At 74.3% G+C, this 24,376-nt stretch carries 20 protein-coding genes; 10 read left to right on the top strand and 10 right to left on the bottom strand.

Annotated elements, in window-relative coordinates; all coding sequences use genetic code 11:
- Positions 1-149: 149 nt before the first annotated feature.
- Entirely contained in the window at positions 150-365 is a 216-nt protein-coding gene (locus ACFPCY_RS14040) for a hypothetical protein (protein WP_378255064.1), read from the top strand.
- A 148-nt stretch (positions 366-513) separates the two neighbouring features.
- Here ACFPCY_RS14040 and ACFPCY_RS14035 read toward each other — a convergent pair whose 3' ends face one another.
- The gene (locus ACFPCY_RS14035) at positions 514-2,190 is read right to left on the bottom strand and encodes a coiled-coil domain-containing protein (protein ID WP_378255062.1); all 1,677 of its coding nucleotides are present in this window, start codon (positions 2,188-2,190) and stop codon (positions 514-516) included.
- A gap of 400 nt (positions 2,191-2,590) precedes the next feature.
- Positions 2,591-3,124 (bottom strand): GbsR/MarR family transcriptional regulator, encoded by a 534-nt coding sequence (locus ACFPCY_RS14030; protein ID WP_378255060.1) that lies wholly within the window; start codon positions 3,122-3,124, stop codon positions 2,591-2,593.
- A gap of 96 nt (positions 3,125-3,220) precedes the next feature.
- On the opposite strand from ACFPCY_RS14030, the gene ACFPCY_RS14025 reads away from it, so the two are divergent.
- Positions 3,221-4,249: an ABC transporter ATP-binding protein gene (locus ACFPCY_RS14025; protein ID WP_378255059.1), complete on the top strand. Its 1,029-nt coding sequence runs from the start codon at positions 3,221-3,223 to the stop codon at positions 4,247-4,249.
- The gene (locus tag ACFPCY_RS14020; protein WP_378255057.1) at positions 4,246-5,844 is read left to right on the top strand and encodes an ABC transporter permease; all 1,599 of its coding nucleotides are present in this window, start codon (positions 4,246-4,248) and stop codon (positions 5,842-5,844) included. The genes ACFPCY_RS14025 and ACFPCY_RS14020 overlap by 4 nt, the downstream gene beginning before the upstream one ends.
- Before the next feature lie 60 nt (positions 5,845-5,904).
- On the opposite strand, the gene hrpA is transcribed toward ACFPCY_RS14020, so the two are convergent.
- Complete coding sequence (hrpA, locus tag ACFPCY_RS14015) at positions 5,905-9,864, bottom strand: ATP-dependent RNA helicase HrpA (RefSeq protein WP_378255055.1); 3,960 nt, start codon at positions 9,862-9,864, stop codon at positions 5,905-5,907.
- Between the two features lie 193 nt (positions 9,865-10,057).
- On the opposite strand from hrpA, the gene ACFPCY_RS14010 reads away from it, so the two are divergent.
- Positions 10,058-11,503: a serine/threonine-protein kinase gene (locus ACFPCY_RS14010; protein ID WP_378255053.1), complete on the top strand. Its 1,446-nt coding sequence runs from the start codon at positions 10,058-10,060 to the stop codon at positions 11,501-11,503.
- 27 nt (positions 11,504-11,530) lie between these two features.
- On the opposite strand, the gene ACFPCY_RS14005 is transcribed toward ACFPCY_RS14010, so the two are convergent.
- Together ACFPCY_RS14005 and ACFPCY_RS14000 are read right to left on the bottom strand one after the other, a co-directional pair.
- Complete coding sequence (locus ACFPCY_RS14005) at positions 11,531-13,054, bottom strand: NADH-ubiquinone oxidoreductase-F iron-sulfur binding region domain-containing protein (protein ID WP_378255051.1); 1,524 nt, start codon at positions 13,052-13,054, stop codon at positions 11,531-11,533.
- Positions 13,051-13,887 carry a hypothetical protein gene (locus tag ACFPCY_RS14000; RefSeq protein WP_378255049.1) on the bottom strand — a complete coding sequence of 279 codons (837 nt, stop codon included), beginning with the start codon at positions 13,885-13,887 and terminating at the stop codon, positions 13,051-13,053. Before ACFPCY_RS14000 ends, ACFPCY_RS14005 begins: the two co-directional genes overlap by 4 nt.
- 122 nt (positions 13,888-14,009) lie before the next feature.
- Between ACFPCY_RS14000 and ACFPCY_RS13995 the strand changes: the two genes are divergently transcribed.
- Positions 14,010-15,206 (top strand): acyl-CoA dehydrogenase family protein, encoded by a 1,197-nt coding sequence (locus ACFPCY_RS13995; RefSeq protein WP_378255047.1) that lies wholly within the window; start codon positions 14,010-14,012, stop codon positions 15,204-15,206.
- Between the two features lie 48 nt (positions 15,207-15,254).
- Here ACFPCY_RS13995 and ACFPCY_RS13990 read toward each other — a convergent pair whose 3' ends face one another.
- Positions 15,255-16,163, bottom strand: a complete 909-nt coding sequence (locus ACFPCY_RS13990) for an SDR family oxidoreductase (RefSeq protein WP_378255045.1) — start codon at positions 16,161-16,163, stop codon at positions 15,255-15,257.
- Positions 16,164-16,288: 125 nt separating this feature from the next.
- Complete coding sequence (locus ACFPCY_RS13985) at positions 16,289-17,083, bottom strand: SDR family oxidoreductase (RefSeq protein ID WP_378255044.1); 795 nt, start codon at positions 17,081-17,083, stop codon at positions 16,289-16,291.
- Positions 17,084-17,147: 64 nt separating this feature from the next.
- Here ACFPCY_RS13985 and ACFPCY_RS13980 point away from each other — a divergent pair, with 64 nt between their 5' ends.
- The 4 genes from ACFPCY_RS13980 to ACFPCY_RS13965 are packed head-to-tail and all read left to right on the top strand — an operon-like array spanning position 17,148 to position 20,603.
- Entirely contained in the window at positions 17,148-17,897 is a 750-nt protein-coding gene (locus ACFPCY_RS13980) for an enoyl-CoA hydratase family protein (RefSeq protein ID WP_378255042.1), read from the top strand.
- A gap of 17 nt (positions 17,898-17,914) precedes the next feature.
- Positions 17,915-18,763: a CoA transferase subunit A gene (locus ACFPCY_RS13975; RefSeq protein ID WP_378255160.1), complete on the top strand. Its 849-nt coding sequence runs from the start codon at positions 17,915-17,917 to the stop codon at positions 18,761-18,763.
- Positions 18,760-19,500 carry a CoA-transferase subunit beta gene (locus ACFPCY_RS13970; protein ID WP_378255040.1) on the top strand — a complete coding sequence of 247 codons (741 nt, stop codon included), beginning with the start codon at positions 18,760-18,762 and terminating at the stop codon, positions 19,498-19,500. Before ACFPCY_RS13975 ends, ACFPCY_RS13970 begins: the two co-directional genes overlap by 4 nt.
- Positions 19,497-20,603 carry an NAD(P)H-dependent flavin oxidoreductase gene (locus ACFPCY_RS13965; protein ID WP_378255038.1) on the top strand — a complete coding sequence of 369 codons (1,107 nt, stop codon included), beginning with the start codon at positions 19,497-19,499 and terminating at the stop codon, positions 20,601-20,603. The genes ACFPCY_RS13970 and ACFPCY_RS13965 overlap by 4 nt, the downstream gene beginning before the upstream one ends.
- A gap of 24 nt (positions 20,604-20,627) precedes the next feature.
- Here the strand turns inward: ACFPCY_RS13965 and ACFPCY_RS13960 are convergent, their stop codons facing one another.
- Positions 20,628-21,245 (bottom strand): TetR/AcrR family transcriptional regulator C-terminal domain-containing protein, encoded by a 618-nt coding sequence (locus tag ACFPCY_RS13960; protein WP_378255036.1) that lies wholly within the window; start codon positions 21,243-21,245, stop codon positions 20,628-20,630.
- Between the two features lie 70 nt (positions 21,246-21,315).
- Between ACFPCY_RS13960 and ACFPCY_RS13955 the strand changes: the two genes are divergently transcribed.
- Positions 21,316-21,933, top strand: coding sequence for a peroxiredoxin-like family protein (locus ACFPCY_RS13955; protein WP_378255034.1), 618 nt, complete (start codon positions 21,316-21,318; stop codon positions 21,931-21,933).
- Here the strand turns inward: ACFPCY_RS13955 and ACFPCY_RS13950 are convergent.
- The gene (locus ACFPCY_RS13950; protein ID WP_378255031.1) at positions 21,893-23,305 is read right to left on the bottom strand and encodes an MFS transporter; all 1,413 of its coding nucleotides are present in this window, start codon (positions 23,303-23,305) and stop codon (positions 21,893-21,895) included. The two genes, ACFPCY_RS13955 and ACFPCY_RS13950, sit on opposite strands and share 41 nt — an antisense overlap.
- 70 nt (positions 23,306-23,375) lie before the next feature.
- On the bottom strand, positions 23,376-24,350 hold the full coding sequence (locus ACFPCY_RS13945; RefSeq protein WP_378255029.1) for a quinone oxidoreductase family protein: 975 nt from the start codon (positions 24,348-24,350) through the stop codon (positions 23,376-23,378).
- Positions 24,351-24,376: the final 26 nt, after the last annotated feature.

Genomic DNA, 24,376 nt, shown 5'->3' with positions numbered 1-24,376 from the left:
GGTATCACCCCTGGCGACACCCATGATCCGGAGCCGGACGTGAACTGCGTGCGACGGATCAGTGTCGAAAATGTGTCGCGCGGCACGGTTCAGGGCAGGGACAATCGCGTTGAATTCTGAGCATCTGCGGCCAACGGAGGTCGGGCCAGATGACCGGAAACGGATTGCTCATCCTCGCCGTGGCGGCGCTCGCGGTGTACATGGGGATGACCTGGGAGCGCGCGCGCCGGGCGATGTTCGACGTCAGGCAGGGCCGGCGGCGGGTGTCCAACCTGCGCAGCACCGCCAGCAGGGAGCGCGGCCACGCCTTCTGGATCCTGATCTGCTCGGTGCTGGTGCTTTTCGTCGTCGTCCGCTACCTGTGAAGGGAACCGGCGGTGCCGGGTGCGACGCACCCGGCACCGTTCTCGTTCCCCGAGCCGCGGCCCGGCGCGCTTCCGCCATGCCCGCATGCGCCGGGCGCGTGTCGGGGTGCCGGCGGCCGTGCGCCGGGGCGGCGGGCGGGAGCCGTCGTCACGGCTTGTTGAACAGGGGGTCCTCGCGCTCGTCGGGGTTGCGGCGGTGGCCGTTCAGGGCGCCGTTGGCTCCGGCGGGAGCGGGGGCCTGGCCGTGCTGTCCGCCGTGCGCCGCCGGTCCGCCCACGTACGGGGTGCCTCCGGTGATCGAGGACGGGATGCCGACCGGACCGGGCACCGGCGCCGCCATGGGCGCGCCCTCCGCGGCCGGGTACGCGCCGCTCGGGTCCGCCGCCGGGTAGGCGCCGCTCGGGTCGCCGTGCGAGTAGGGGTGCTTCGCCTCGGCGGAGCCGTATCCGGACCCGGCGTCGGCGGGCGGGTAGCCGTTGCTCGGGTCCGCCGTCGGGTACGAGACGCCGTGGCCCGTGGTGGACGGCGACCCGAGGCCGCTGTGCGGAGGCGGCGAGAGCGGCGCGCCGTCCGAGAGGCTCGGCACCTCCTGCGAGGTCCCCGGACCGCCCGGCACTCCGTGCGCGCCCGGCAGGCGGGTCGCGGGCAGGTTCGACGACAGCGTGTTGTGCGTGAACTGGTCTATCTGGCGCCGGGCCCGGTCGGCCTCGGCGCGGGCGGCGTCGCGTTCCTCGGCGAGCGCGGCGAGCGCCGCCTGCTGCTCGGCGACCGACTGCGAGAGCTGCCGGATCTGGAGCGCGTGCTCGTTCAGCTTGCCGAGCAGGTCGTCGCGCTCGGCGATCGCCTGGGCGGCCTGCTCGCGGGCGGCGTCGCGCTCCTTCACCGCGTCCTCGGCGAGGGCCTTGGCGCGGACCGCCTCGGCCTCGGCCTCCGACTGCGCCCGCTGCGCGGCGGCGCGCTCGGCCTCGGCCTTGCTCGCGGCCTGCATGGCGCGCTGGCGCTGCGCCTCGGTGTCGCGCATGGAGTTGCGCAGGTCCTCGGCGCCCTGCTTGGCGACGGCGGCCTCGACGCGCTGCTTCTCGACCGCGCCCTCGGCCTCGGCGACCTTGGCGTGCTGGGCGACCAGGTCGGCGCGGGTGCTCTCCAGCGCGGCGAGCAGTTCGGTCTCGCGGGCGGCGATCCGGTCGCGCTCGCTCTCGGCGGCGAGTTTCGCGGTGACCGCCTGCTGCGCGATCTCGTGCGCCTCCTCCCACGCCTTCTGCGCGGCGTCGCGCTTGGCGGTGGCCTTCTTCGCCTCGTCGCGGGCGCGGGCGGCGTCCTTCTCGGCGGCGTCCGCGCGCTGGCGCGCGTTGTCGGCCTCCGAGCGGGCCTCCTCGGCGCGGCGCTGCGAGGCGTCGCGCTCGCTCTGCGCGACCGACAGCTCGCGCGCGGCCTCGGCGCGCACCTCGGCGATGCGCCGCTCCACCCCCGCGACGCTCAGCTCGGCGCTCAGCGACTCGGCGAGCGCGTCGGCGGCCTGCTCCAGCCGCTCGACCATCTCCCACGTCGCGGCGACCTGCCCGGTGAGCCCGGGTGCGTCCCGGCCGCGCTCGCGGCGCTCGCGCGCCTCCCGGACGCAGGCACCGTCGTTGTCCTGGCAGTACCGGACGGCGCGGACGGCGCCGACCGGCTGCGGCACGGGCCGTCCGCAGTTGGCGCACGGCCAGACGGTGACGGGGTCACCCAGCCTCGCGACCTCGCCGCCCTCGGCGGACCGGGCCACGGCCTCGCCGGACGTTCCCTGCTCCGGAACACCCGAGTTGTCGCGCTCGTCGCTGTTAGGCATGGGATGAACCTTACGCATTTCGGCGGGTGTCCGCAGGGACTGCCGGGACGTGTGGGAACCGCCACCCCCGCCAGATGACCAGGCGCGACGAGCCCGTGACCGCATGTCGATCACAAAGCGACCTGTGCGCATCCGACAAGCCCGGACACTCATCTGGTGAGCATCGCCCCACCTCACCGCGTGAGCGTTCCGTCCTTCCGCCGCGGACGAGCCCGCTGAGCGGGTACGCGCGACATCACCCGGCGGAAACCGCCGGCCGTCGCTTACGAGGCGTCCAGGACGACACTCAGCGGCGACTCAGCCACCCGCCCGGCCACCCGCCGGCCATCGGGCCGCCCGGCCACCCGCCGGCCATCCGGCCGGCCGGCCACCCGCCGCCGCACGCCGGGCATCCGGGCGGTCATCCGGCGGCGGCCTCACGGGCCTCGGCGGCCCGCACGGCGTCGCGGTGCTCGACCCAGCGTTCCATGATCGTCTGGATCTCGCGGCGGATGAACTCGAAGAACTCCGCCGACTCGGCGAGGCGGCGCCCGGCCGGGGTGTCCGGGCCGAGCAGCTCCGAGCCCTCGGCCAGGCCCGCCGCCCACCGGACGAGCGCCTGGTCGCGGTTGCTCAGCGCGCCCTGCCAGGCCTCGTTGTCGACGCGGTAGAGGTCGCGGCGGGTGCCGATCTCGCGCTCGCGGGAGATCAGGTCGAGGTGGGACAGGTACCGCACCGCGCCCGAGACCGCCGCCGGGCTGACCCGCAGCTCGTCGCTCAGCTCCGCCGCGGTGAGCGCGCCGGAGTCGGTGGCGAGCAGCGCGACGAACACGCGCGCGGCCATCCGCGGCCAGCCCGCGTCGGCGAGGGTCGAGGCGAACCGCTCGACGAAGCGCAGCACGGCCTCCTGGTCGCGCCCGGGACGCGCGCCCTCCGGCGCCCGCAGGTCGGTCACCCGGCATCAACTCCCCCACTGGATCGGTTCGGGACACACCAGTTTAGCTTATTCATTATCTTCACGAAATCATGAATGAAGTGTAGGTTGTGAAGCATGAACGAGGTCATCTCCGTCTCCGGCCTGGTGAAGACCTTCGGCCGGACGCGCGCCCTGGACGGGCTCGACCTGACCGTCCGGCCCGGCGAGGTCCACGGCTTCCTCGGCCCGAACGGCGCGGGCAAGTCCACCACCATCCGGATCCTGCTCGGCCTGCTGCGCGCCTCCGGCGGCGACGCCAGGCTCCTCGGCGGCGATCCCTGGCACGACGCCACGTCGCTGCACCGCCGCCTCGCCTACGTGCCGGGCGACGTGACCCTGTGGCCGAACCTGTCCGGCGGGGAGGTGATCGACCTGCTGGGCAAGCTGCGCGGCGGTCTGGACCGCGCGCGGCGGGACGAGCTGGTCAAGCGGTTCGAGCTCGACCCGAAGAAGAAGGGCCGCGCCTACTCCAAGGGCAACCGGCAGAAGGTCGCGCTGATCGCGGCGCTGGCGTCCGACGCCGAACTGCTCATCCTGGACGAGCCGACGTCCGGCCTGGACCCCCTGATGGAGGAGGTCTTCCAGGAGTGCGTGCGCGAGGAGCGCGGCTCCGGGCGGACCGTCCTGCTGTCCAGCCACATCCTCAGCGAGGTCGAGGCGCTCTGCGACCGGGTCACCATCATCCGCAAGGGCCGGACGGTCGAGAGCGGCACGCTGTCCGAGCTGCGGCACCTCACCCGCACCTCGATCCGCGCCGAGCTCGCCGGACCGCCGGACGGCCTGGCCGAGCTGCCCGGCGTGCACGACCCGCAGATCCAGGACCGCGTGTTCCGGTGCGAGGTCGACACCGCGCGGCTGGACGGCGTGCTGCGCAGGCTGACCGAGATCGGCGTGCGCGGGCTGACCAGCCAGCCGCCGACGCTGGAGGAGCTGTTCCTGCGCCACTACCAGGACGACCTGCGCGAGAACGGTTCCGGCGCCCGCACCGGAACCGCGTCCGGCGGCTCCGGCGGCACAGGCGGCTCCGGCGAGTCGAGCGGCTCCGGCGGCTCGGGCGAGTCGGGCGGCTCCGGCACGGACGGCGCCAAGGCGGGTTCGCGATGACCGCGCTCGCCGGCACCCGCGAGCTCACCCGGCTCGCGATGCGCCGCGACCGGATCATGCTCCCGGTCTGGGTGTACCTGATCGTGATCATGGCGGCGTCGACGGTGTCGTCCACCAAGGGCCTCTACCCCGACACCGCGTCGCGGGTGAAGCTGGCGGCCAACACCAACGACACCCCGGCGCTGGTCGCGCTGTACGGGCGGGTCTACGACCCGACGTCGCTCGGCGCGGTGTCGATGCTGAAGCTGAACGTGTTCGGCGCGCTCGCCGCCGCCGCGCTGTCGATCGTGCTGGTCGTCCGGCACACCCGCGCCGACGAGGAGACGGGGCGGCTGGAGCTGGTCGGCGCGACGGCGGTCGGCCGGCGCGCGCCGCTGACCTCCGCGCTGTCGGTCGTGCTGTCGACGAACGTCATGATCGCGGTGCTCTGCGCGCTCGCCCTGACCATCGCGGGCCTGCCCGCCGCCGGATCCACCGCCGCGGGGCTGGCGTGGGGCGGCGTCGGCGTCGCGTTCGGCGCGATCACCGCCGTCGTCGCGCAGCTCACCTCGCACGCGCGGACCGCGACCGGCTACTCGTTCGCGATCCTCGGCGCGTTCTACCTGGTGCGGGCGCTCGGCGACACCTCCGACGCGGACGGCCCGCGCTGGCTGTCGTGGCTGTCGCCGATCGGCTGGGGCCAGCAGTTCCGCCCGTACGCGGGGAACCGCTGGTGGGTGCTGCTCGTGATGGTGGTGTTCGCCGCGGTCATGACGGTGGTGGCGTACTCGCTGGTGTCGCGGCGCGACATCGGCGCGGGCATCCTGCCGGACCGCGACGGGCCGGCCACCGCGTCCCCGCGGCTCGCCGGGGCGGTCTCGCTGTGGTGGCGGCTCCAGCGCGGGTCGGTGCTCGGCTGGGCGATCGCCTTCCTGGTCCTCGGCGCGGTCCTCGGCGGCATCGCGACGAACGTGGGCAGCATCGCCGACAGCAGGCAGGCGCACGACATGATCACCAAGCTGGGCGGGGAGAAGGGCATCACCGACGCGTTCCTCGCCACCGAGATGGGGTTCGCGGCGATCTTCGCGGCGGCGTTCGGCGTGCAGGCGGTCGGCCGGCTGCGCGCCGAGGAGACCGGCCAGCGCGCCGAGCCGGTGCTCGCGACGGCGGTGAGCCGGTGGCGCTGGGCGTCCGGGCCGGTGCTGGTCGCGCTGCTCGGGTCGGCGGTCATGCTGCTGCTCAGCGGCGCCGTCAGCGGCGCGGTCTACGCGGGGCAGAGCGGCGACGGCGCGCAGTTCGGACGGCTCGTCGGCGCGTCGCTCGTGCAGGTCCCGGCGGCGTGGGTGGTGATCGGCGCGGTCGTGCTCGGCTACGGGCTGGTGCCGCGCTTCACCGCCGCCGGATGGGCGGTGCTGGTGGCGTTCCTGCTGATCGGCGAGTTGGGGCCGCTGCTGAAGCTGCCGCACTGGATCATGGACGTCTCGCCCTTCGCGCACACCCCGAAGCTGCCGGGGACGAGCTGGTCGGCCACTCCCCTGGTGTGGATGACGGCGATCGCGGCCGTCCTGGTCGGCGCGGGGCTGTGGACCTTCCGGCGGCGCGACGTCACCGCCTGACCCGATCCGCGAGAGGGTACGGCGGTGGCCGCGCGGCCACCGCCGTACCCTTTCGTCCGGCTAGGGCTGGATCTGCGCCATCGCCTTGCGGATGCGCTTGTCGGACACCGGGAAGCGCGTGCCGAGCTGCTGGGCGAACAGGCTGACCCGGTACTCCTCCAGCATCCAGCGGATCTGCTTGACGGCGTCGTCCTCGCGGCGGCCGGGCGGCAGGCGGCGCAGCAGGGCGTCGTACTCCTGCGCGAGGACCTGCACCTGGTGGCCGAGCATGCGGTCGCGGGCGGGGTTCTCCGGCAGCTTGTCCACCCGGACCTGCATGGCCTTGACGTACCGGAGCAGGTCGGGCAGGCGCTGCGCGCCCGTCGCCGTCACGAAGCCGGGGCCGACCAGCGCCGCGAGCTGGTCGCGGATCTCGGTGAGCGCGTGCACGAGCGTGAGGCTGGTGCTGCCGCGCAGGCTCCGGTCGAGCTGGTGCGAGGCGGCGAGGACGCGCTCGACCTGGCCGACGATCGCGGCGGTCGTGTCGTGCAGCTCGGCGCGGACGTGGTCGTAGAGGCGCTGGAAGCCCGCCTCGTCCCAGGCCGGTCCGCCGGCGTCCGCCATCAGCCTGTCGACGGCGGCGGAGACGCAGTCGTCGAACAGCGCGGCCACCGACCCGTGCGGGTTGTGGCTGAGCGCGAGCTTGGCCTGGTTGCCGAGGCGGCTCTGGATCTGCTTCACCGGGGACGGCGCGTTCAGCAGGATCAGCCGCCGCGTGCCGTTCCACATGGCGCGGCGCTGCTCGGCCTCGGTCTCGTACATCCGGACGGCGACGCTCGCGCCCTCGTCGGTGAGCGCGGGGAACGCCTTGACCTCGTATCCGGCCTGCCTGCGCTCGTAGGTGCGGGGCAGCTCGCCGAGCGTCCATGACGTCAGGCCGTCCTTCTCGACGCCCTCCTTGGACGCCGCCTTGGACAGCGTGCCGCGCACCTTGCCCGCGAGCCGCCGCTTCAGCTCGTCGAGGTCGGTGGACTCGGCGAGCGGGCGCCGGCGCTCGTCCACGACGCGGAACGTCATGCGCAGGTGGGCGGGCAGGCGGGACAGGTCCCACGCCTCGCGGGCGACCGGCACGGACGTCAGCTGCGTCAGCTCGCGCTCCAGCGCGTCCAGCAGCGGCTCGGTGCGCGGCGAGACGCGCTCCAGGACGCGGCGGGCGTAGTCGGGCGCGGGGACGAAGTTGACCCGGAGCTGCTTGGGCAGCGACCGGATCAGCTCGGTGACCAGCTCGGTCCGCAGGCCGGGCACCTGCCAGTCGAAGCCGTCCGCCTTGACCTGGTTGAGGATCTGCACCGGGATGTGGACGGTCACGCCGTCGGCGTCGGCCCCCGGCTCGAACTGGTAGGTCAGCCGGAGCCGCAGCGGCCCCTGCTGCCAGTGGTCGGGGTAGTCGGCCTCGGTGACCTCGCCCGCGGTCCGGTTGATGAGCATCGACTTCTCGAAGTTGAGGAGGTCGGGCTCGGCGTGGCGGGCCTTCTTCCACCAGGTGTCGAAGTGCCGTCCCGACACGACGTCCTCGGGGACGCGCTCGTCGTAGAAGTCGAACAGCGTCTCGTCGTCGACGAGGATGTCGCGGCGGCGGGCCCGGTGCTCCAGCTCCTCGACCTCGTCGAGCAGCGCGCGGTTCTCGTGGAAGAACTTGTGGTGGGTCTCCCAGTCGCCCTCGACGAGCGCGTGCCGGATGAACAGCTCGCGCGACAGCTCGGGGTCGATGCGTCCGTAGTTGACGTTGCGCTGCGCGACGATCGGCACCCCGTACAGGGTGACCTTCTCGTACGCCATCACGGCCGCCTGCTTCTTGGACCAGTGCGGCTCGCTGTAGCTGCGCTTGACCAGGTGCTCCGCGAGCGGCTCGATCCACTCGGGCTCGATCCTGGCGTTGACCCGCGCCCACAGCCGGGACGTCTCGACCAGCTCGGCGGACATCACCCAGCGCGGCGGCTTCCTGAACAGCGACGACCCCGGGAAGATCGCGAACTTGGCGTTCCGCGCGCCCAGGTACTCCTGCTGCGCGCGGCGGCGCGGCCCGCCCTCGTCCTTCTTGTCGGTGTCCTGGAGGCCGATGTGCGACAGGAGGCCCGAGAGGAGCGAGACGTGCACGCGGTCGGGCGGGGCGTCCACGGTGTTGAGGGTGACGCCGAGGGACTTGGCGACCTGCTTGAGCTGGGTGTGCAGGTCCTGCCACTCGCGGACGCGCAGGTAGTGCAGGAACTCGTTCTTGCACATGCGGCGGAAGGCGCTGCCGGACAGCTCCTTCTGCTTCTCACGCAGGTAGTTCCAGAGGTTCAGGTAGGCCAGGAAGTCCGAGGTGGGGTCGGCGAACCGGCGGTGCTTCTCGTCGGCGGCCTGCTGCTGGTCGGCGGGACGCTCGCGCGGGTCCTGGATCGACAGCGCCGCGGCGATGATGAGCACCTCGCGGACGCAGCCGTTCCGGTCGGCCTCCAGGACCATCCGGCCGAGCCGCGGGTCCACGGGGAGCTGCGCGAGGCGGCGGCCGAGGGGGGTGAGGCGCTTCTTCGGGTCCTGCTCGTTCGGGTCGATCGCGCCGAGCTCGTGCAGCAGGTCCACGCCCGCCCGGACGTTGCGGCGGTCCGGCGGCTCGACGAACGGGAACGCGGCGATGTCGCCGAGGCCGAGCGCGGTCATCTGCAGGATGACCGAGGCGAGGTTGGTGCGCAGGATCTCGGGGTCGGTGAACTCGGGGCGGGACTCGAAGTCCTCCTCCGAGTAGAGCCGGATGCAGATGCCCTCCGACACGCGCCCGCAGCGGCCCTTACGCTGGTTCGCCGACGCCTGCGACACCGGCTCGATCGGGAGCCGCTGCACCTTCAGCCGGTGGCTGTAGCGCGAGATGCGGGCCGTGCCCGGATCCACGACGTACTTGATGCCGGGGACGGTCAGGGACGTCTCGGCCACGTTCGTCGCGAGCACGATGCGCCGCCCGCGGTGCGGCTGGAACACCCGGTGCTGCTCGGCGGACGACAGCCGCGCGTACAGCGGCAGCACCTCGTGGTGGCCGCGCTTGCCCGCCAGGTGCTTGGTGAGCGCGTCGGCGGTGTCGCGGATCTCCCGCTCGCCGGACAGGAACACCAGCACGTCGCCGGGGGCCTCGCGCTCCAGCTCGTCCACGGCGTCGACGATCGCCTGGATCTGGTCGCGGTCGGGGTCCGCGGACGGGTCGTCGGGGTCGGCGATCGGGCGGTACCGGACCTCGACCGGGTAGGTCCGTCCGGACACCTCCACGATCGGGGCGTCGCCGAAGTGCCGGGAGAACCGCTCGGGGTCGATGGTCGCGGAGGTGATGATCACCTTGAGGTCCGGCCGCTTCGGCAGGATCTCCCGGACGTACCCGAGCAGGAAGTCGATGTTGAGGCTGCGCTCGTGCGCCTCGTCGATGATCAGCGTGTCGTACTGCCGCAGCAGCCGGTCGGTCTGGATCTCGGCGAGCAGAATGCCGTCGGTCATCAGCTTGACCAGGGTGTCGTCGCTCGACCGGTCGGTGAAGCGGATCTTGTACCCGACGGCCTCGCCGAGCTCGGTCCCGAGCTCCTCGGCGATGCGGTCGGCGACGGTGCGGGCGGCGAGGCGGCGCGGCTGGGTGTGGCCGATCGAGCCGAGCACGCCGCGGCCGAGCTCCAGGCAGATCTTGGGGAGCTGGGTGGTCTTGCCCGACCCGGTCTCGCCCGCGACGATCACGACCTGGTGGTCCCGGATCGCGGCGGCGATGTCGTCCTTCTTCTGCGAGACCGGCAGCTCGGCGGGGTAGGTGATCGCGGGCACGGCGGCGCGGCGCCGCTCCACGCGGCGCTCGGCGGCGTCCACCTCGGCGGCGATCTCGGCGGCCACCCGGTCGCGGCGGGCGGCGTCCCGCATCTTGACCGTGCCCTCGATCCGGCGGCGGAGCCGCTGCCGGTCCCGCGGCATCAGCTCGGGCAGTCGCGCGCGCAGATCGGCGAGCGGCGAACTCACAGGCGTCGTCCTCATAACCATCGGCAAGAATACGGACCGGGGGCACCGTAGCCGTCCCCGCCCCCGGCGGCGAATCATTTTCCGGCCGCCGCAGGTGCAACGTCCGCGCAGGTCGCGGCATTCCTCCCCGGCCCGGACGGCGGGGTGCCCTCTTTATCATCGCCGAGCCCCTGACGCGCGGCCGTCCGATCGCGCATCATGGGCGTCCATGGAGACCCCTCCGTCGGCCGGCAGGTACCGGATCGACCGGCTCCTCGGCTCCGGCGCGTTCGCCGTGGTGTGGCTCGGCCACGACGCGGAGCTGAACTCGCCGGTGGCGATCAAGATCCTCGCCGAGCACTGGGCCCGCCGGGACGACGTCCGGGAGCGGTTCGTCCAGGAGGCGCGGCTGCTGCGCCGGGTGGACTCGCACCGGCTCGTCCAGGTGTTCGACATCGGCACGCTGCCGGACGGCCGCCCCTACTTCGTGATGACCTACGCCGACCGCGGCACGGTCGAGGACCGGCTCGCCGCCGGGCCGCTACCGGTGAGCGAGGCGCTGCGGCTGGCCCGCGAGGTCGCGCGCGGCCTCGCCGACCTGCACGCCGAGGGCGTCGTGCACCGGGACCTGAAGCCGTCGAACGTCCTGCTGCGGTCCGGGGCGGGCGGCGACGAGCGGGTGATGATCTCCGATCTCGGCATCGCGCGCACCGGGGACCGGCTGTCCAGCCTCACCCTGCCCGCCGGGTCGCCCGGCTACATGGCGCCCGAGCAGGCCGTGATCGACGGCGCGCCCGACCACCGCTCGGACGTGTACGGCCTCGGCGCGCTCACCTACCACCTGCTGACGGGCGAGCCGCCGCGCGAGAACCCGCCGCCGCCCAGCGCGCTGCGTCCGGGCGTCCCGCCCGTGGTGGACGCGGTGGTCCTGCGCGCCCTCGCCGAGGACCGGGACCGGCGCTGGCCCGGCGCCCTGGAGTTCGAGCGGGCGCTGGCCCGCACGACGAGCAGGATCGAGACCGACCCGCTGCCCGGGAACCGGCCCGCCCGCCGCCGCGGCCGGACGCGCCGCCGGCTCCTGCTCGCGGGCGGGGCGCTCGCGCTGGTCGCGGCCGCCGGGGGCGGGACGGTCCTCGCCCTCACCGGCGGGGCGGGCTCCGGCTCCGGGCATCACTCCGGTTCGCGGGACTCGGGGCCGGGCGATCCCGGCGGCCGGTGGCTGCGCACCGACCGGGGCATCCCGGTGCAGTACCGGAGGCTGATCGTCCGGGCCGGGACGTGGTGCGAGCTGAAGGGGCTGAGCCCCGCGCTGATCGCGGCGATGCTGAAGGTGGAGAGCGACTTCGACCCGAACCTGTCCGATCCGGCGAAGGACGAGTACGGCATCGCCCGCTGGACGCCGCACGTGCTGACGTTCTGGCAGCCGGGCGGGCTGAACAACCCCGAACCGCATCCCGAGGACATCACGCCCGACCTCTCGATCCCGGCGATGGGCCGCTACCTGTGCTACTGGGGGAAGGACCTGGCGAACGTGCCGGGCGATCCCGCGCTGAACCTCGCGGCGACCTACCGGTCGTCGTCGCAGAAGGTCGTGGCCGCGAAGGGACCGCCGCCGAAGTACCGTGCGTACTGCGCCGAGGTCGGCCGCTACATCGCCTACTACCGGCCGTCCTGACCGGCTCCCGGTTTCCGTCTTCGGGCGTCAGCCGGCCTGGGCGGGGACGCGTTTGCCCGGCTTGCTGTGCGGCGTCCGCGGGACGAGCCGGAGCGCGAGACCGGGGCACATCGCGACGGCCTTGCGCGCGGCCGGTTCCAGCGCCGCCGGAAGGGGCTCGTCCGGGATGACCGGGTAGCCGTAGCCGTCCATGCGGACGGTGCCGCGCAGCAGGTCGGCGCACAGGCCGTGGCCGTCGCAGCGGCTCCAGTCCACCTCCAGCCGCAGCCGCGCCTCCACCGGATCGGCGGGCAGGACGCCGCGCACCGGCCGTCCGCAGCCGCCGGACGCGATGTGCCGGTCGACGTCGTCGGCGAACACCTCCAGCGTGGACAGGACGAACCGGGCCGTCCCGTCGGGGTGGAAGCAGGCGCCGCGTCCGGCCGTCAGGCGGGCGGCGCGGCGGGCGGCGGCGACCGCGGCCTCCCCGTCCCGCCCGGCCGCGAGGTCGGCGAGCGCGGCGGCGAGGTCGGGCAGCCCGAGGCGGCACGGCCCGCACTGCCCGGCCGACTCGGCCGCCAGGTAGCGCGCGACCCGCGCGGACTCGCCCAGCGGGCAGGTGCCCCGGCCGAGCGGCATCACGATCCCGGCGCCGAGCGTGCCGCCGGCCTTCGCCATGCCGTCCCGCGAGATCCGCGCCCGGACGGCGTCCTCGCCGCGCAGCCACGCGCCGTGGTAGCCGCCGACCAGCACGCCCTCGCTCGCCCGCGCGCCGCACAGGTCCAGCAGGTGGCCGAGCGGCGCGCCCGCCGGCGTCTCGACGACGGCCGGGAACCGGGCGGACCCGGTGACGGTGAGCAGGACCGTTCCCGGCTCGTCCGGCGTGCCGACCCGGCGGTAGCGGCGCGCGCCGAGGCCCGCGAGGACGGCGAGCTGCGCGTAGGTCTCGGCGTTGGACAGCAGCGTGGGCAGGCCGTCCACGCCTCGGTTGGCCGCGCGGACCTTGCGTCCGGGCGGGACGGGCCGCCTGCCGTTGATGCCCCGCACGAGCGCGCCGCTCTCGCCGGTGATGAACCGCTCCGGCAGCCGGACGACCCGTGCCCGCGCCGTCAGATCGCGTTCGCGCAGCGCCAGCTCCACCGACGCGGCGGCGGACGGCTCGGTGACCGCGACGACGATCTCCAGCGCGCCGAGCGCGGTGGCCGCGAGGGCCGCGCCGTCCAGCACCAGGTGCGGGGCGCGGCACAGCAGGACCTTGTCCTTGGCGCTGCCCGGCTCGCCTTCGGTGCCGTTCACCACGACGACCGTCCGCTTGCGGCGGCGCTCGGCCGCGTCGGCGACGGCGCGCAGCTTGCGGGCGAACGGGAACGCCGCGCCGCCGCGTCCGTGCAGGCGTCCGTCCTCGGCGAGCGTGATCAGGGCGTCGGCGGTGCACGGTCCCGGCGCGGGGTGCAGCGACCGGTGGGCGTCCAGGTCCAGCCGGACGTTCCCGTCCAGGCCGAGGGTGAGGCGCGGCGGGCCGACCTGCCGGACGGGGATCGATGGCGCACCCGGCGGCGCGACCGGCGTCATGGCGTCCTCCTCGACTCGGCGGGGCGCAGCAGGGGCCGGACGGCCGTCCCGGCGGCGACCGCGCTCAGGCAGGCCAGGTAGCTCGCGGTGACCCACACGGCGGCGGGGCGTCCGCAGGTGAGGCCGTGCGCGACGGCCGCCGGCCAGGCGGCGTAGGCGGTCAGGTGCAGCAGCCGCCACAGCCAGGGACGGCGGATCTCGGCGAACCGGCCGCGCACGACGCCGCCGACGACCGCGACCACCATCAGGTAGCAGGCGACGACGCCGAGCCCGAGGCTGAGCGGGTGCCCGGCGGTCCCGGCCGGGACGAGCGAGGCGAGCACGCCGACCCGGTGCCGGACGAGCTGGGTCGCGATGTGCGCGGCCAAGGACGTCACGGCGACGAACGCGAACACGCGATGCGCGATCTGGGCGCGGAGGCGGTGCCGGGACGGCACGACGCGTCCGGTGGCGAGCAGCCCGACCATGACCGCGAGCGAGAGCCCGACCAGGGCGACGACCCCGCAGTAGAAGTCCATGAGCCTGCCGAGCGCGCGTCCGGCCGGGCCGAGCGCGCCGGACGAGACGCCCGCGCCGAGCGCCAGCCCGACCGCCGCGACCAGCACGAGGGCGGCGGCCCGGCGCAGGAGCGGACGCCCGCGGCGGGCGGCGCGGCGGGGGTTCCAGGGCACGCCGCCGCCCGCGAGGAAGCCCGTGGTGCCCTCGTGGGAGAGCCGCCGCTCCGCGGACGGCGGCGGGTCGGAGGCCATCACCGTGCAGCCGTCCCCCTTCGGATCGCGAGCGACCCGGCGTCCGGACGAACCGGCGCCGTGCCCCTTACGACGCGTGATCAAGAATCCGGGTTCGCCGCGGACGCCCGCGCGCGCGTCCTGGCCGGAACCGGACCGGCGCCGTCCCGGCGGTCCGGCGGGTCCGCGCGCAGGATGGGCGGTGGGCGGCGACGGGGAGGTGACCCATGAGACGGTTCGGCACGGCACGGCAGCGGGAGCTCGCGGAGGTCGCGGAGGGCCTGGCCGGCCCGATCGCCGAGCGGGCCGCGCGCTACGACGAGGAGAACCGGTATCCGTTCGAGAGCTTCGCCGAGCTGCGGAAGGCGGGCCTGCACCGGGTGTCGGTCCCGGCCGAGCTGGGCGGCGGCGGAGCGGCGCCGGGCGACCTGTTCCCGATGCTGGAGCGGCTCGCCGCGGCCGACGGCTCCACCGGGCTCACGCTGAACATGCACATCGCGGCGCTGGGCCTGCTCGCCGACGCGTGGCGGGCCTCGGGGAACGAGCGGCTGGAGTGGCTGCTGCGCGAGGCCGCGGCCGACCGGGTGCTGATCGCGGGGGTGAACAGCGAGCGCGGCGTCCACAACCCGTACCTGGACACCCGGACGGCGGCCGAGCGCGTGCCCGGCGGCTACCGGCTGACCGGCCGCAAGTCCTTCGGCACGAACATCGAGGTCGCCACGCACATGTTCAGCATGGCGAGGCGCACCGACGAGCCGGACGGCAGACCGATGATCACGATGTTCACGATCCCGGTCGACACGCCGGGCGTCCGCGTCCACCGCACCTGGAACACGCTCGGCATGCGCGGCACGCAGAGCCACGACGTGGAGCTGGACGGCGTGTTCGTCCCGGACGACCAGGTGCTGGCCTCCTATCCGCCCGGCCATTACGGAGGTCTCGCGCGCGGGCTGCACCGGTGGGCGCAGCCGACGTTCGGCGCGGTCTACACCGGTGTCGCGCTCGGCGGGATGGAGTGGACGCGCGGGTTCGCCGAGCGGGACGGCCGGGCGGACGACCGGTTCGTCCGGGACGTCCTGGCCGAGTGCGAGCTGCTGCTGGAGTCGTCGCGCGCGGTCCTGTACCGGCACGCGGCCGAGGACGAGGAGGGGCACGCGGACGAGCTGCCGCTGCGCGAGCTCGTCGCGCGCGCCGCGATGGTCAAGACCGTGTGCACCGGCAACGCGATCGAGATCATGAACCGGCTGGCCGAGGTCGTGGGCGGGGCCGGGCTGGCCCGCGCCCTGCCCTTCGAGCGGATGTGGCGGGACGTCCAGGCGGGCCGGGTCATGCCGTTCAACCGCCGGACGGCCCTGGAGCTGATCGGCGCCGCCTCGTTCGGCGCGGACCTGCCGGAGACGGCCGAGCCCACCGACGCGTCCTAGGCCTCGGTCCTAGGTTCCGGTCCTAGGTTCCGGTCCTAGGTTCCGGTCCTAGGACGCGCCGTACACGGGTTCGGGGGCGGGGGCCCGGGCGAGCAGTTCGGTGACGGCGTCGCCGACCTCGGCCGGGTCCCAGCGCGCTCCCCGGTCCACCGACGGTCCGTGCCTGAAGGCGTCCATCACGCAGATCCGGCCGCCCTCGGCCTCGAAGACGCGTCCGGTGACGCCGCGCGATCCGGCCGAGCCGAGCCAGACGACCAGCGGCGACACGTTCTCCGGCGCCATGGCGTCGAACTCGCCCTCGGCTGGACGCGCCATGGTCTGCGCGAACACCTCCTCGGTCATGCGGGTCCGGGCGGCGGGCGCGATGGCGTTGACCGTCACGCCGTAGCGGCCGAGCTCGGCGGACGCGACGAGCGTCAGCCCGACGATGCCCGCCTTCGCGGCCGAGTAGTTGCCCTGCCCGACGCTGCCGAGCAGTCCCGCGCCGGACGAGGTGTTGACGACGCGGGCGTCCACCGCGCGGCCCGCCTTGCTCTGCGCGCGCCAGTACAGGCCCGCGTGCTTGAGCGGCAGGAAGTGGCCCTTGAGGTGGACGCGGACGACGGCGTCCCACTCGTCCTCGGAGAGGTTCACCAGCATCCGGTCGCGCAGGAAGCCGGCGTTGTTGACCAGGACGTCCAGCCCGCCGAACGTCTCGACGGCGAGCGCGACCAGGGCCTTCGCACCGTCCTCGGTGGCGACGTCGTGCGGGCTCGCGACGGCCCGGCCGCCGAGCTTCCCGATCTCGGCGACGACGTCCTGCGCGGGGCCGGACGCGGCCTCCCCGGTGCCGTCGCGCGCCACGCCGAGATCGTTGACGACGACCTTCGCGCCCTGCCGGGCGAACTCCAGCGCGTGCGCGCGGCCGAGCCCGCGCCCGGCGCCGGTGACGATGACGACGCGGTCCTTGCAGATCATTCCGACTCCTCGGTCGCGGTGGCGGGATGGCGGGCCGCCGGGGCTGGTCGCGGTGGCTGGCCGCGGGCTGGTCGCGGGCTGGTCGCCGTCACCCGGTCAGGCCGGGGGCGTGCGGTAAGGCGGGGTCAGGTGTCGCGGTTCACGGTGGCGGCGTCCAGGAAGGCGGGGCGCTCTCCCCCGCCGTGCACCAGCAGGGACGAGCCGGAGACGTAGCCCGCGAGCGGCGAGGCGAGGAACACGCAGGCCGCGCCGACGTCGGCGGGTTCGGCGAGGCGGCCGAGCGGGACGGTTCCCGCGACGGCCGCGATGCCGTCCTCGCCGCCGTAGTGCAGGTGCGACTGCTCGGTCCGGACCATCCCGAGCGTGACGGTGTTGACCCGGATCTTCGGGGCCCACTCGACGGCGAGGCTGGTCGCGAGGCTGGCGAGGCCCGCCTTGGCCGCGCCGTAGGCGGCGGTCCCGGGCGACGGACGGACGCCGCTGACGCTGCCGATCATGATGATCGAGCCGCCCTCGTCCCGCGCGGCCATCGCCGGGTACACGGCCCGGGACATGATCAGCGCGGACACCAGGTTGAGTTCGATGATCTTGATGTGGCGGCGCACGTCGCCGTCCGCGATCGGCCCGAACGGCGTCCCGCCCGCGTTGTTGACGAGCACGTCCACGCGGTCGAGTCCGGCGGCGAACGCTTCGGCGGCGTCCGGGTCGCGGACGTCGAGGGCGGCGAACCGGGCGCGGCGGCCGTCCGCCTCGGGCAGCTCGTCCGGTTCGTGCCGGGCGACCGCGACGACGTCCGCGCCCGCGGCGAGGAACGCGCGGGTGATGCCGAGGCCGACGCCGCGCACGCCGCCGGTCACGACGGCCGTCCGGCCGCTGAGGTCCAGGCGCGGCCGCTCCGCGTCCCCTGTCTCCGGTGACATTGCGCCCTCCCGGCGGTGCCCTGCTACCTTCTGTTCTAACAAATGTTTGGTGGAAAGGTAGCGCATGGGAGTCTCCACCACGACCCACGGGTCCGGGGTCGCCGAGATCGTGGTCGCCGCGCCGCCGGTGAACGCGCTGACCGTGGCGGGCTGGTTCGAGCTGGCGGACGCGCTGCTCGCCGCCGGACGCGACCCCGCCGTCGGCGCGGTGGTGCTGCGCGCCGAGGGCCGCGGCTTCAACGCGGGCGTCGACATCAAGGAGATGCAGCAGAGCGACGGCCACGCCGCGCTGGTGGGGGCGAACCGGGGCTGCTTCGCCGCGTTCGCGGCGGTCTACGAGTGCGAGGTGCCGGTCGTCGCGGCCGTGCACGGATTCTGCCTCGGCGGCGGGATCGGCCTGGCGGGCAACGCCGACGTCGTCGTGGCGTCCGAGGACGCCTACTTCGGGCTGCCCGAGGTGGACCGGGGCGCGCTCGGCGCGGCCACCCACCTGGCCCGGCTCGTCCCGCAGCACCTGATGCGGGCGATGGTCTACACCTGCCGCAACGTGACCGCGGACGAGCTGCACCGGTTCGGCTCGGTGCTGGAGGTCGTCCCGGCCGGGGAGCTGCGCGCCAAGGCGATGGAGGTAGCCGAGGACATCGCGGCGAAGGACCGGTACGTGATCCGCCGCGCGAAGGAGTCGCTGAACGGCATCGATCCGGTCGATGTGAGGCGGTCCTACCGGTACGAGCAGGGCTTCACGTTCGAGCTGAACCTCATGGGCGCGGGCGACCGCGCGCGCGACGCGTTCGCGGCGAAGGGAGCGCGCTGATGGCCGCGGCCAAGGTGATGACGATCGACGAGATCGTCGGGTCGCTGTCGGACGGCATGACGGTCGGGATCGGCGGCTGGGGGTCGCGGCGCAAGCCGATGGCGCTCGTCCGCGCGATCTGCCGCTCGCCGCTGCGGGACCTGACGGTCGTCTCGTACGGCGGGCCGGACGTGGGGCTGCTGTGCGCGGCGGGGAAGGTCCGCCGCCTGGTCGCCGCGTTCGTCACGCTCGACACGGTGCCGCTGGAGCCGCACTTCCGCACCGCCCGGCAGGACGGCGCGATCGAGCTGACCGAGTACGACGAGGGCATGTTCATGTTCGGCCTGTACGCGGCGTCGCACCACCTGCCGTTCCTGCCGACGCCCGCCGGCCTCGGCTCGGACGTGCTCCGCGTGAACCCGTCGCTGAAGACCGTCCGGTCGCCGTACGGGGACGAGGAGCTGGTCGCGGTGCCCGCGCTCACGATGGACGTCGCCCTCGTGCACATGAACCGCGCCGACGCGCGCGGCAACGCGCAGTACCTCGGCCCCGACCCGTACATGGACGACCTGTTCGTGAAGGCCGCCGACCGGGCGTACGTGTCGTGCGAGCGCCTCGTCGACACCTCCGACCTGCTGAAAGAGGGCCCGCTCCAGTCGCTGCTGATCAGCCGGGCGCACGTCGCGGGGGTCGTGGAGACGCCGAACGGCGCGCACTTCACCACCTGCGAGCCCGACCACGGACGCGACGAGGAGTTCCAGCGGCTCTACGCCAGGTCCGCCGCCGACCCCGCCGCGTGGGCGGCGTTCCGGGAGCGGTTCCTGTCCGGCGACGAGGCCGCCTACCAGGACGCGGTCCGGGCGTTCCGAGAGGAGACCTCCCGATGAGCACTGCTGTCACGGCGACCCGCGCCGAGGTGTGCGCCGTCGCCTGCGCCGAGCTGTTCCGCGGGGACGGCGAGATCGTGGCGGCGGCGGTCGCCGGGTTCGTCCCGATGCTCGGCTCGCGGCTGGCCCGCGCGACGTTCGAACCTGACTTGCTGACCACCGACGGCGGGCCGGTGCTGTCGGCCGAGCCGGCGCCGCTCGGCTCGGCCGCGACGGAGATCGAGGGCTGGCTGACCTTCCGCGACCACCTGTGGCTCGTGCTGAACGGGCGGCGGCACGTCGTCATGGGGCCGAGCCAGATCGACCGGTACGGCAACACGAACATCTCCGCGATCGGCGACTGGGAGAGGCCGACGCGGCAACTGCTCGGCTCGCGCGGCGGGCCGGGCAACACGCGGCTGAACCCGACGAGCTACTGGGTGCCGAAGCATTCGAAGCGCGTGTTCACCGAGCAGGTCGACTTCGTGAGCGGCATCGGCTGGGACCGGGGCGCGCACGAGATCCGCGGCGTGGTCACCAACCTGTGCGTGCTCGACTTCGCGACGCCCGACCACCGGATGCGGCTGCGGACCGTCCATCCGGGCGTGCGCGTCGCGGACGTCGTGGAGGCGACCGGGTTCGAGCTGGTGATCCCCGACCAGGTGCCCGAGACGCGCGCGCCGTCCGCCGAGGAGCTGCGGATCATGCGCGAGGTGCTGGACCCGAAGAGCCTGCGCGAGCGCGAGGTCCCGGCGTGACCGGGCCGGACCGGGTCACCGGGCCGGACCGGGTCGCGGGGCCGGATCGGGTCCTCGACACGCCGCTGACCCGGCTGGTCGGCGTGCGGCATCCGGTCGTGCAGACCGGGATGGGCTGGGTCGCCGGGCCGCGCCTGGTGTCGGCGGTCGCGAACGCGGGCGGCCTCGGCGTCCTCGCGTCGGCGACGATGACGCTGGACGAGCTGCGGCTGGCCGTCCACGAGGTGAAGGACCGCACGGACGCGCCGTTCGGCGTGAACCTCCGCGCGGACGCGGGCGACGCCGGCGACCGGATCGACCTGATGATCCGGGAGGGCGTCAAGGTCGCCTCGTTCGCGCTCGCGCCCCGGCCGGAGCTGATCGCGAAGCTCAAGGACGCGGGCGTCGTGGTGATCCCCTCGGTCGGGGCGCGGCGGCACGCGGAGAAGGTCGCGGCCTGGGGCGCGGACGCGGTGCTCGTCCAGGGCGGCGAGGGCGGCGGCCACACCGGGCCGGTCGCGACGACGCTGCTGCTCCCCCAGGTCGTGGACGCCGTGGACATCCCGGTCATCGCGGCGGGCGGCTTCTTCGACGGGCGCGGGCTCGCCGCCGCGCTGGCGTACGGCGCGGCCGGGGTCGCGATGGGCACGCGGTTCCTGCTGACGTCCGACAGCTCCGTCCCGGACGAGGTGAAGAAGGTCTACCTCGGCATGTCCGAGACCGTCGTGACGCGGCAGGTGGACGGGATGCCGCACCGCGTCCTGCGCAGCGACCTGGTGAAGGAGCTGGAGGGCGCGGGCCGGGTGTCGGGGCTCGTCCGGGCGCTGCGGAACGCGGCCCGGTTCAGGAAGATCTCCGGGATGTCGTGGCGGGCGATGATCGCGGACGGCCGGGCGATGAAGCACGGCAAGGACCTGTCGTGGTCGCAGGTGCTCATGGCCGCGAACACGCCGATGCTGCTCAAGGCGGCGATGGTGGACGGCCGTCCGGACCTGGGCGTGATGGCGTCCGGGCAGGTCGTCGCGGTGATCGACGACCTGCCGGACTGCGCGGAACTGATCGGCGGGATCGTCCGGCAGGCGGCCGAGGTGCTGGCGCGGCAGCCGTCCTACCTGGTGCGCTGACGGCCGGGGCCGGGCGGGCGCCGATCAGCGGGTCTTCTCGATGCCGTCGAGGATCAGGTCGAGGCCGCGCCGGAACTCCTCGTGCGAGGAGATCTCGCGGGCGCGCCGTCCGGCCGCCGCCATGCGGGGGAACTCGTCGTCCGGCAGCGCGGCGATCACGTCGGTGCCCGGCCCGGACAGCGGGCCGAGGTGTTCGAGCTGGATCGCGCCGATGATGTAGGCGGTCACGCCGCGCAGGGCGATGATGCGCGCGTCTCCCCCGAAACCGGCGTCCGCGAGGACGCCGAGGACGGTCTCCGACCAGCGCAGCAGCGCCGGCGAGCGGTGCCGGTGGGCGGGCGTCAGCGGGATCGCCTCGGGATGCGCGGCCACCGCGAGGCGGATCCGTTCCACGAGCGCGGCGAGGCGCTCGCGCCACGGGCCGTCCGGCGGCGGCGCGGTGTCCACGCCCGACAGGACGCGTTCGACGACGAGCCCTTCGAGTTCCTCGCGGCCGTCCACGTAGCGGTAGAGCGCCATCGTGCTCATCCCGAGCTCTTTCGCGACGGCGCGCATGGACAGGGCCGCGAGGCCGTCGCGGTCGATGACGGCGAGCGCCGCGGCGGCGAGCTGCGGCTGGGTGAGGGACCGTGGACGCGGCATGGCCTTGACAGCGTACGGCATACGCCTACCCTCGTAGGTGTATGCCGTACACCTACGGGAGGGAAGCGCCGTGCGCACCTACGACCTGACGTCCGTGACCGGGGACCCGGTCCGCGTTCCGGACCCGGAACGGATCGTCCACCTGCAGTTCCGGCGCTTCGCGGGCTGCCCGATCTGCAACCTGCACCTGCGCTCGTTCGCCGTCCGGCACGCCGAGATCGAGGCGGCGGGCGTCCGCGAGGTCGCGGTGTTCCACGCGCCCGCGGACGAGCTGCGCGAGCACGTCGCCGAGCTGCCGTTCGACGTGATCCCCGACCCGGGCCGCGAGCTCTACGTCGCGTTCGGCGTCGAGTCCCGGCCGCGCGCGCTGCTCGACCCGCGCGTGTGGCCGGCGATCGTCCGCGCGGTCGTCACCGGCCTGCTGCGCCGCGACCCGCTCCCCAGGTCGCGTCCGACGGGCGGACGGCTCGGGCTGCCGGGCGACTTCCTCATCGCCCCGGACGGCACGGTCCTCGCCAGCAGGCTCGGCGCGCACGCGAACGACCAGTGGTCGCTGGACGAGATGCTCGCGCTCGCGCGGGCCGCCCACGCCCAGCCCACCCACGACCAGCCCACCCACGACCAGCCCGTCCCTGGTCAGCCCGCGCTCAGTCGGCCGGCGCCGAGCGAGCGCGCGTCGCGAGCATGACGATCAGCAGGCTCGGCACGACCAGCACGCCCAGCGCGGGGCCGAAGCGCGTCAGCGGGACGGCTCCCGCCGCCACGTCCGACGCGACCGTGCCGAGCAGCGCGGAGCCGAGCGCGAGGATGCCGATCTGGCCGAGGTTCTGGGCCGTCATCATCGCGCCGCCCGCGTAACCGGTCCGTCCGGACGGCGCGTGCGCGAGCGCCAGCACGGTGAGGGTCGGGACGGCCGTGCCCATGCCCACGGCCGCGACGCCCAGCGCGACCGCCGGGATCCACGCGGGCAGGCCGAGCGCCATCGCCGCCGCCGCGCCCCCGGTCGCGACGCCGAGCAGTGACGCGCCCGCCGCGACGAGCAGGTGCCGGGGCCGTCCGGCGAGCCACCGGCTCTGCGCCCACGAGGACGCCGCCCAGGCGACGGCCGAGCCGGTGAAGGCGAGCCCGGCGAGGGCGGGCGGCACGCGTCCGTCCAGGTTCAGGATCAGCGGGACCATGGTCTCCAGCGTGAAGAACGTCCCCGCCGCCAGGCCGTTGAGCAGGACGGTCGCGGGCAGCCCGGAGGCGGCCCGCCACGCGCCCGGCGGCACCATGCGCCGCACGAACGCGCCGATGACCGCGACGGCCCCGATCCCGCAGGCCAGATGAACCACGCTCCGCCCCGACAGCGCGTACTGCCCGAGCCCCGCGCCGACGCTCACCGCGACCGCGACGAGCAGGCCGGGCCCCTCGTTTCCGATCGGCTCCTCGGGGCGCGGGAGCCTCCGCAGCAGGACGACCACCAGCACGCCGGGCACCACCGTCAGCACCGCGAGGCCGAGGAAGACCCAGCGCCACGACCACCAGGAGACGACCAGCCCGGCGAGCGGCGGGCAGGCGAGCGAGGGGCCGACCCAGCAGGCGGACATCAGCGCGAGCGCGCGGGGCCGCAGATGGTCCGGAAAGGTCTGCCCGATCGCCGCGTTGGTGGCCACCACGATCATCCCGGCGGCCAGGCCGTCCAGGAAGCGGCCCGCTGCGAGCTGCCAGATCGTCCCGGCCGTGCCGGAGACCACCAGGGTCGCGATCGCGAGGAGGAGTCCCGCCGCGAGCGGGCGGCCCGGCCCGGACCGGTCCGACCAGGCGCCGCCGAGCACCCCGCCGACCAGGCCGGCCGCCACGAAGGCGCTCGCCACCAGCGGATACAGCCACAGCCCGTCGAGCGCGCGGGCCGCGACCGGCAGCGTCGGGACGACGGCGAACCCGGAGAGGCCGGTGAGCACGGTCAGCGCCGTGAACGCGGTGGCGGCGGCCGCGTAGGCGCCCGAGAACAGCCCTTCGGGCTTCCCCGCCGCCCCGGCTCCGGTCTCGGTCGTCGTCGTCCGGAGCCCCACGGCCACTCCCGTTCTTTTAGGAAACTTTATTATCCAAAAGACGGTAGGGACGCGGCCCGCCCGCTGTCAACGGCGTTCAGGGCCGCACCGCGAGGACGAGCTTGCCCGTCGTCGTCCCGGACTCGATCCGGCGGTGCGCCTCGGCCGCCTTCTCCAGCGGCATCTCCTCCACCGCCACCCGCAGATCACCGGACGCGACGGCCGCGACTGCGCGGCGGAGGGCGCGGCCCGCCTCGGCCGGATACAGCGCGCTGAACGCCGCGAGGTTGAAGCCCGAGACGGTCTTGTTGGTGAGCCACAGCTCGTTCGGCGACAGGGGCACGTCGTCCGAGCCGGACGCGTTGCCCATCACGACGAGCCGTCCGAACTGGGCGAGCGCGTCGAGGCTCGCGCGCCGCGCCGGGCCGCCGACCATGTCCGCGATGATGTCGAAGCCGTTTTCAGCGGTCAGCTCGGCGACGCGTCCGGGCAGCTCATCGCGCAGCACGACGTGCTCCACGCCCAAGTCGCGGACGGTTTGGACCTTGGCCTCGCTGCCGACCGTCCCGACGACCGTGCCCGCGCCCAGCAGCCGAGCGGCCTGCACGAGCTGGCTGCCCACTCCCCCGGCGGCGGCGTGGACGAGCACCCGCTCGCCGGGCGCGATCCGCGCGAGCCGGTCGAGCACGAGGAAGGCGGTGGTGCTGTTGGACGGAACACCCGCCGCGACCTTCGGGTCCAGCCCGTTCAGAGGCGCGACCAGACCGGCGGAGGTGACGGCGACCTCGGCGTACCCGCCGCCGTCCACGATCGTCAGCGCGGCGACGGGCTCGCCGACGCGCAGGCCCTCGACGCCCGCGCCGAGCGCCCGGATCCGTCCGGAGACCTCGATGCCGGGCACGAACGGCAGCGGCACGTCCGCGATGCCGCGGCGGTAGAGGACCTCGGCGAAGTTGGCGCCCGCGTAGTCCACGTCGATCGACACCTGGCCGGGCCCTGGTTCGGGCGCCTCGACGTCGTCGAGGCGCAGCACGTCCGCGTCGCCGAACTCGGGAATGGTGATGGCCTTCATCGTGCGGGTCCTTTCGGAGGTTCTCG

This window comes from Actinomadura gamaensis (assembly GCF_042652125.1).
GTDB classification, from domain to species: Bacteria; Actinomycetota; Actinomycetes; order Streptosporangiales; family Streptosporangiaceae; genus Spirillospora; species Spirillospora gamaensis.
Note: the sequence above shows the minus strand (reverse complement) of the source record. Positions and strands in the feature narration are given on the sequence as shown.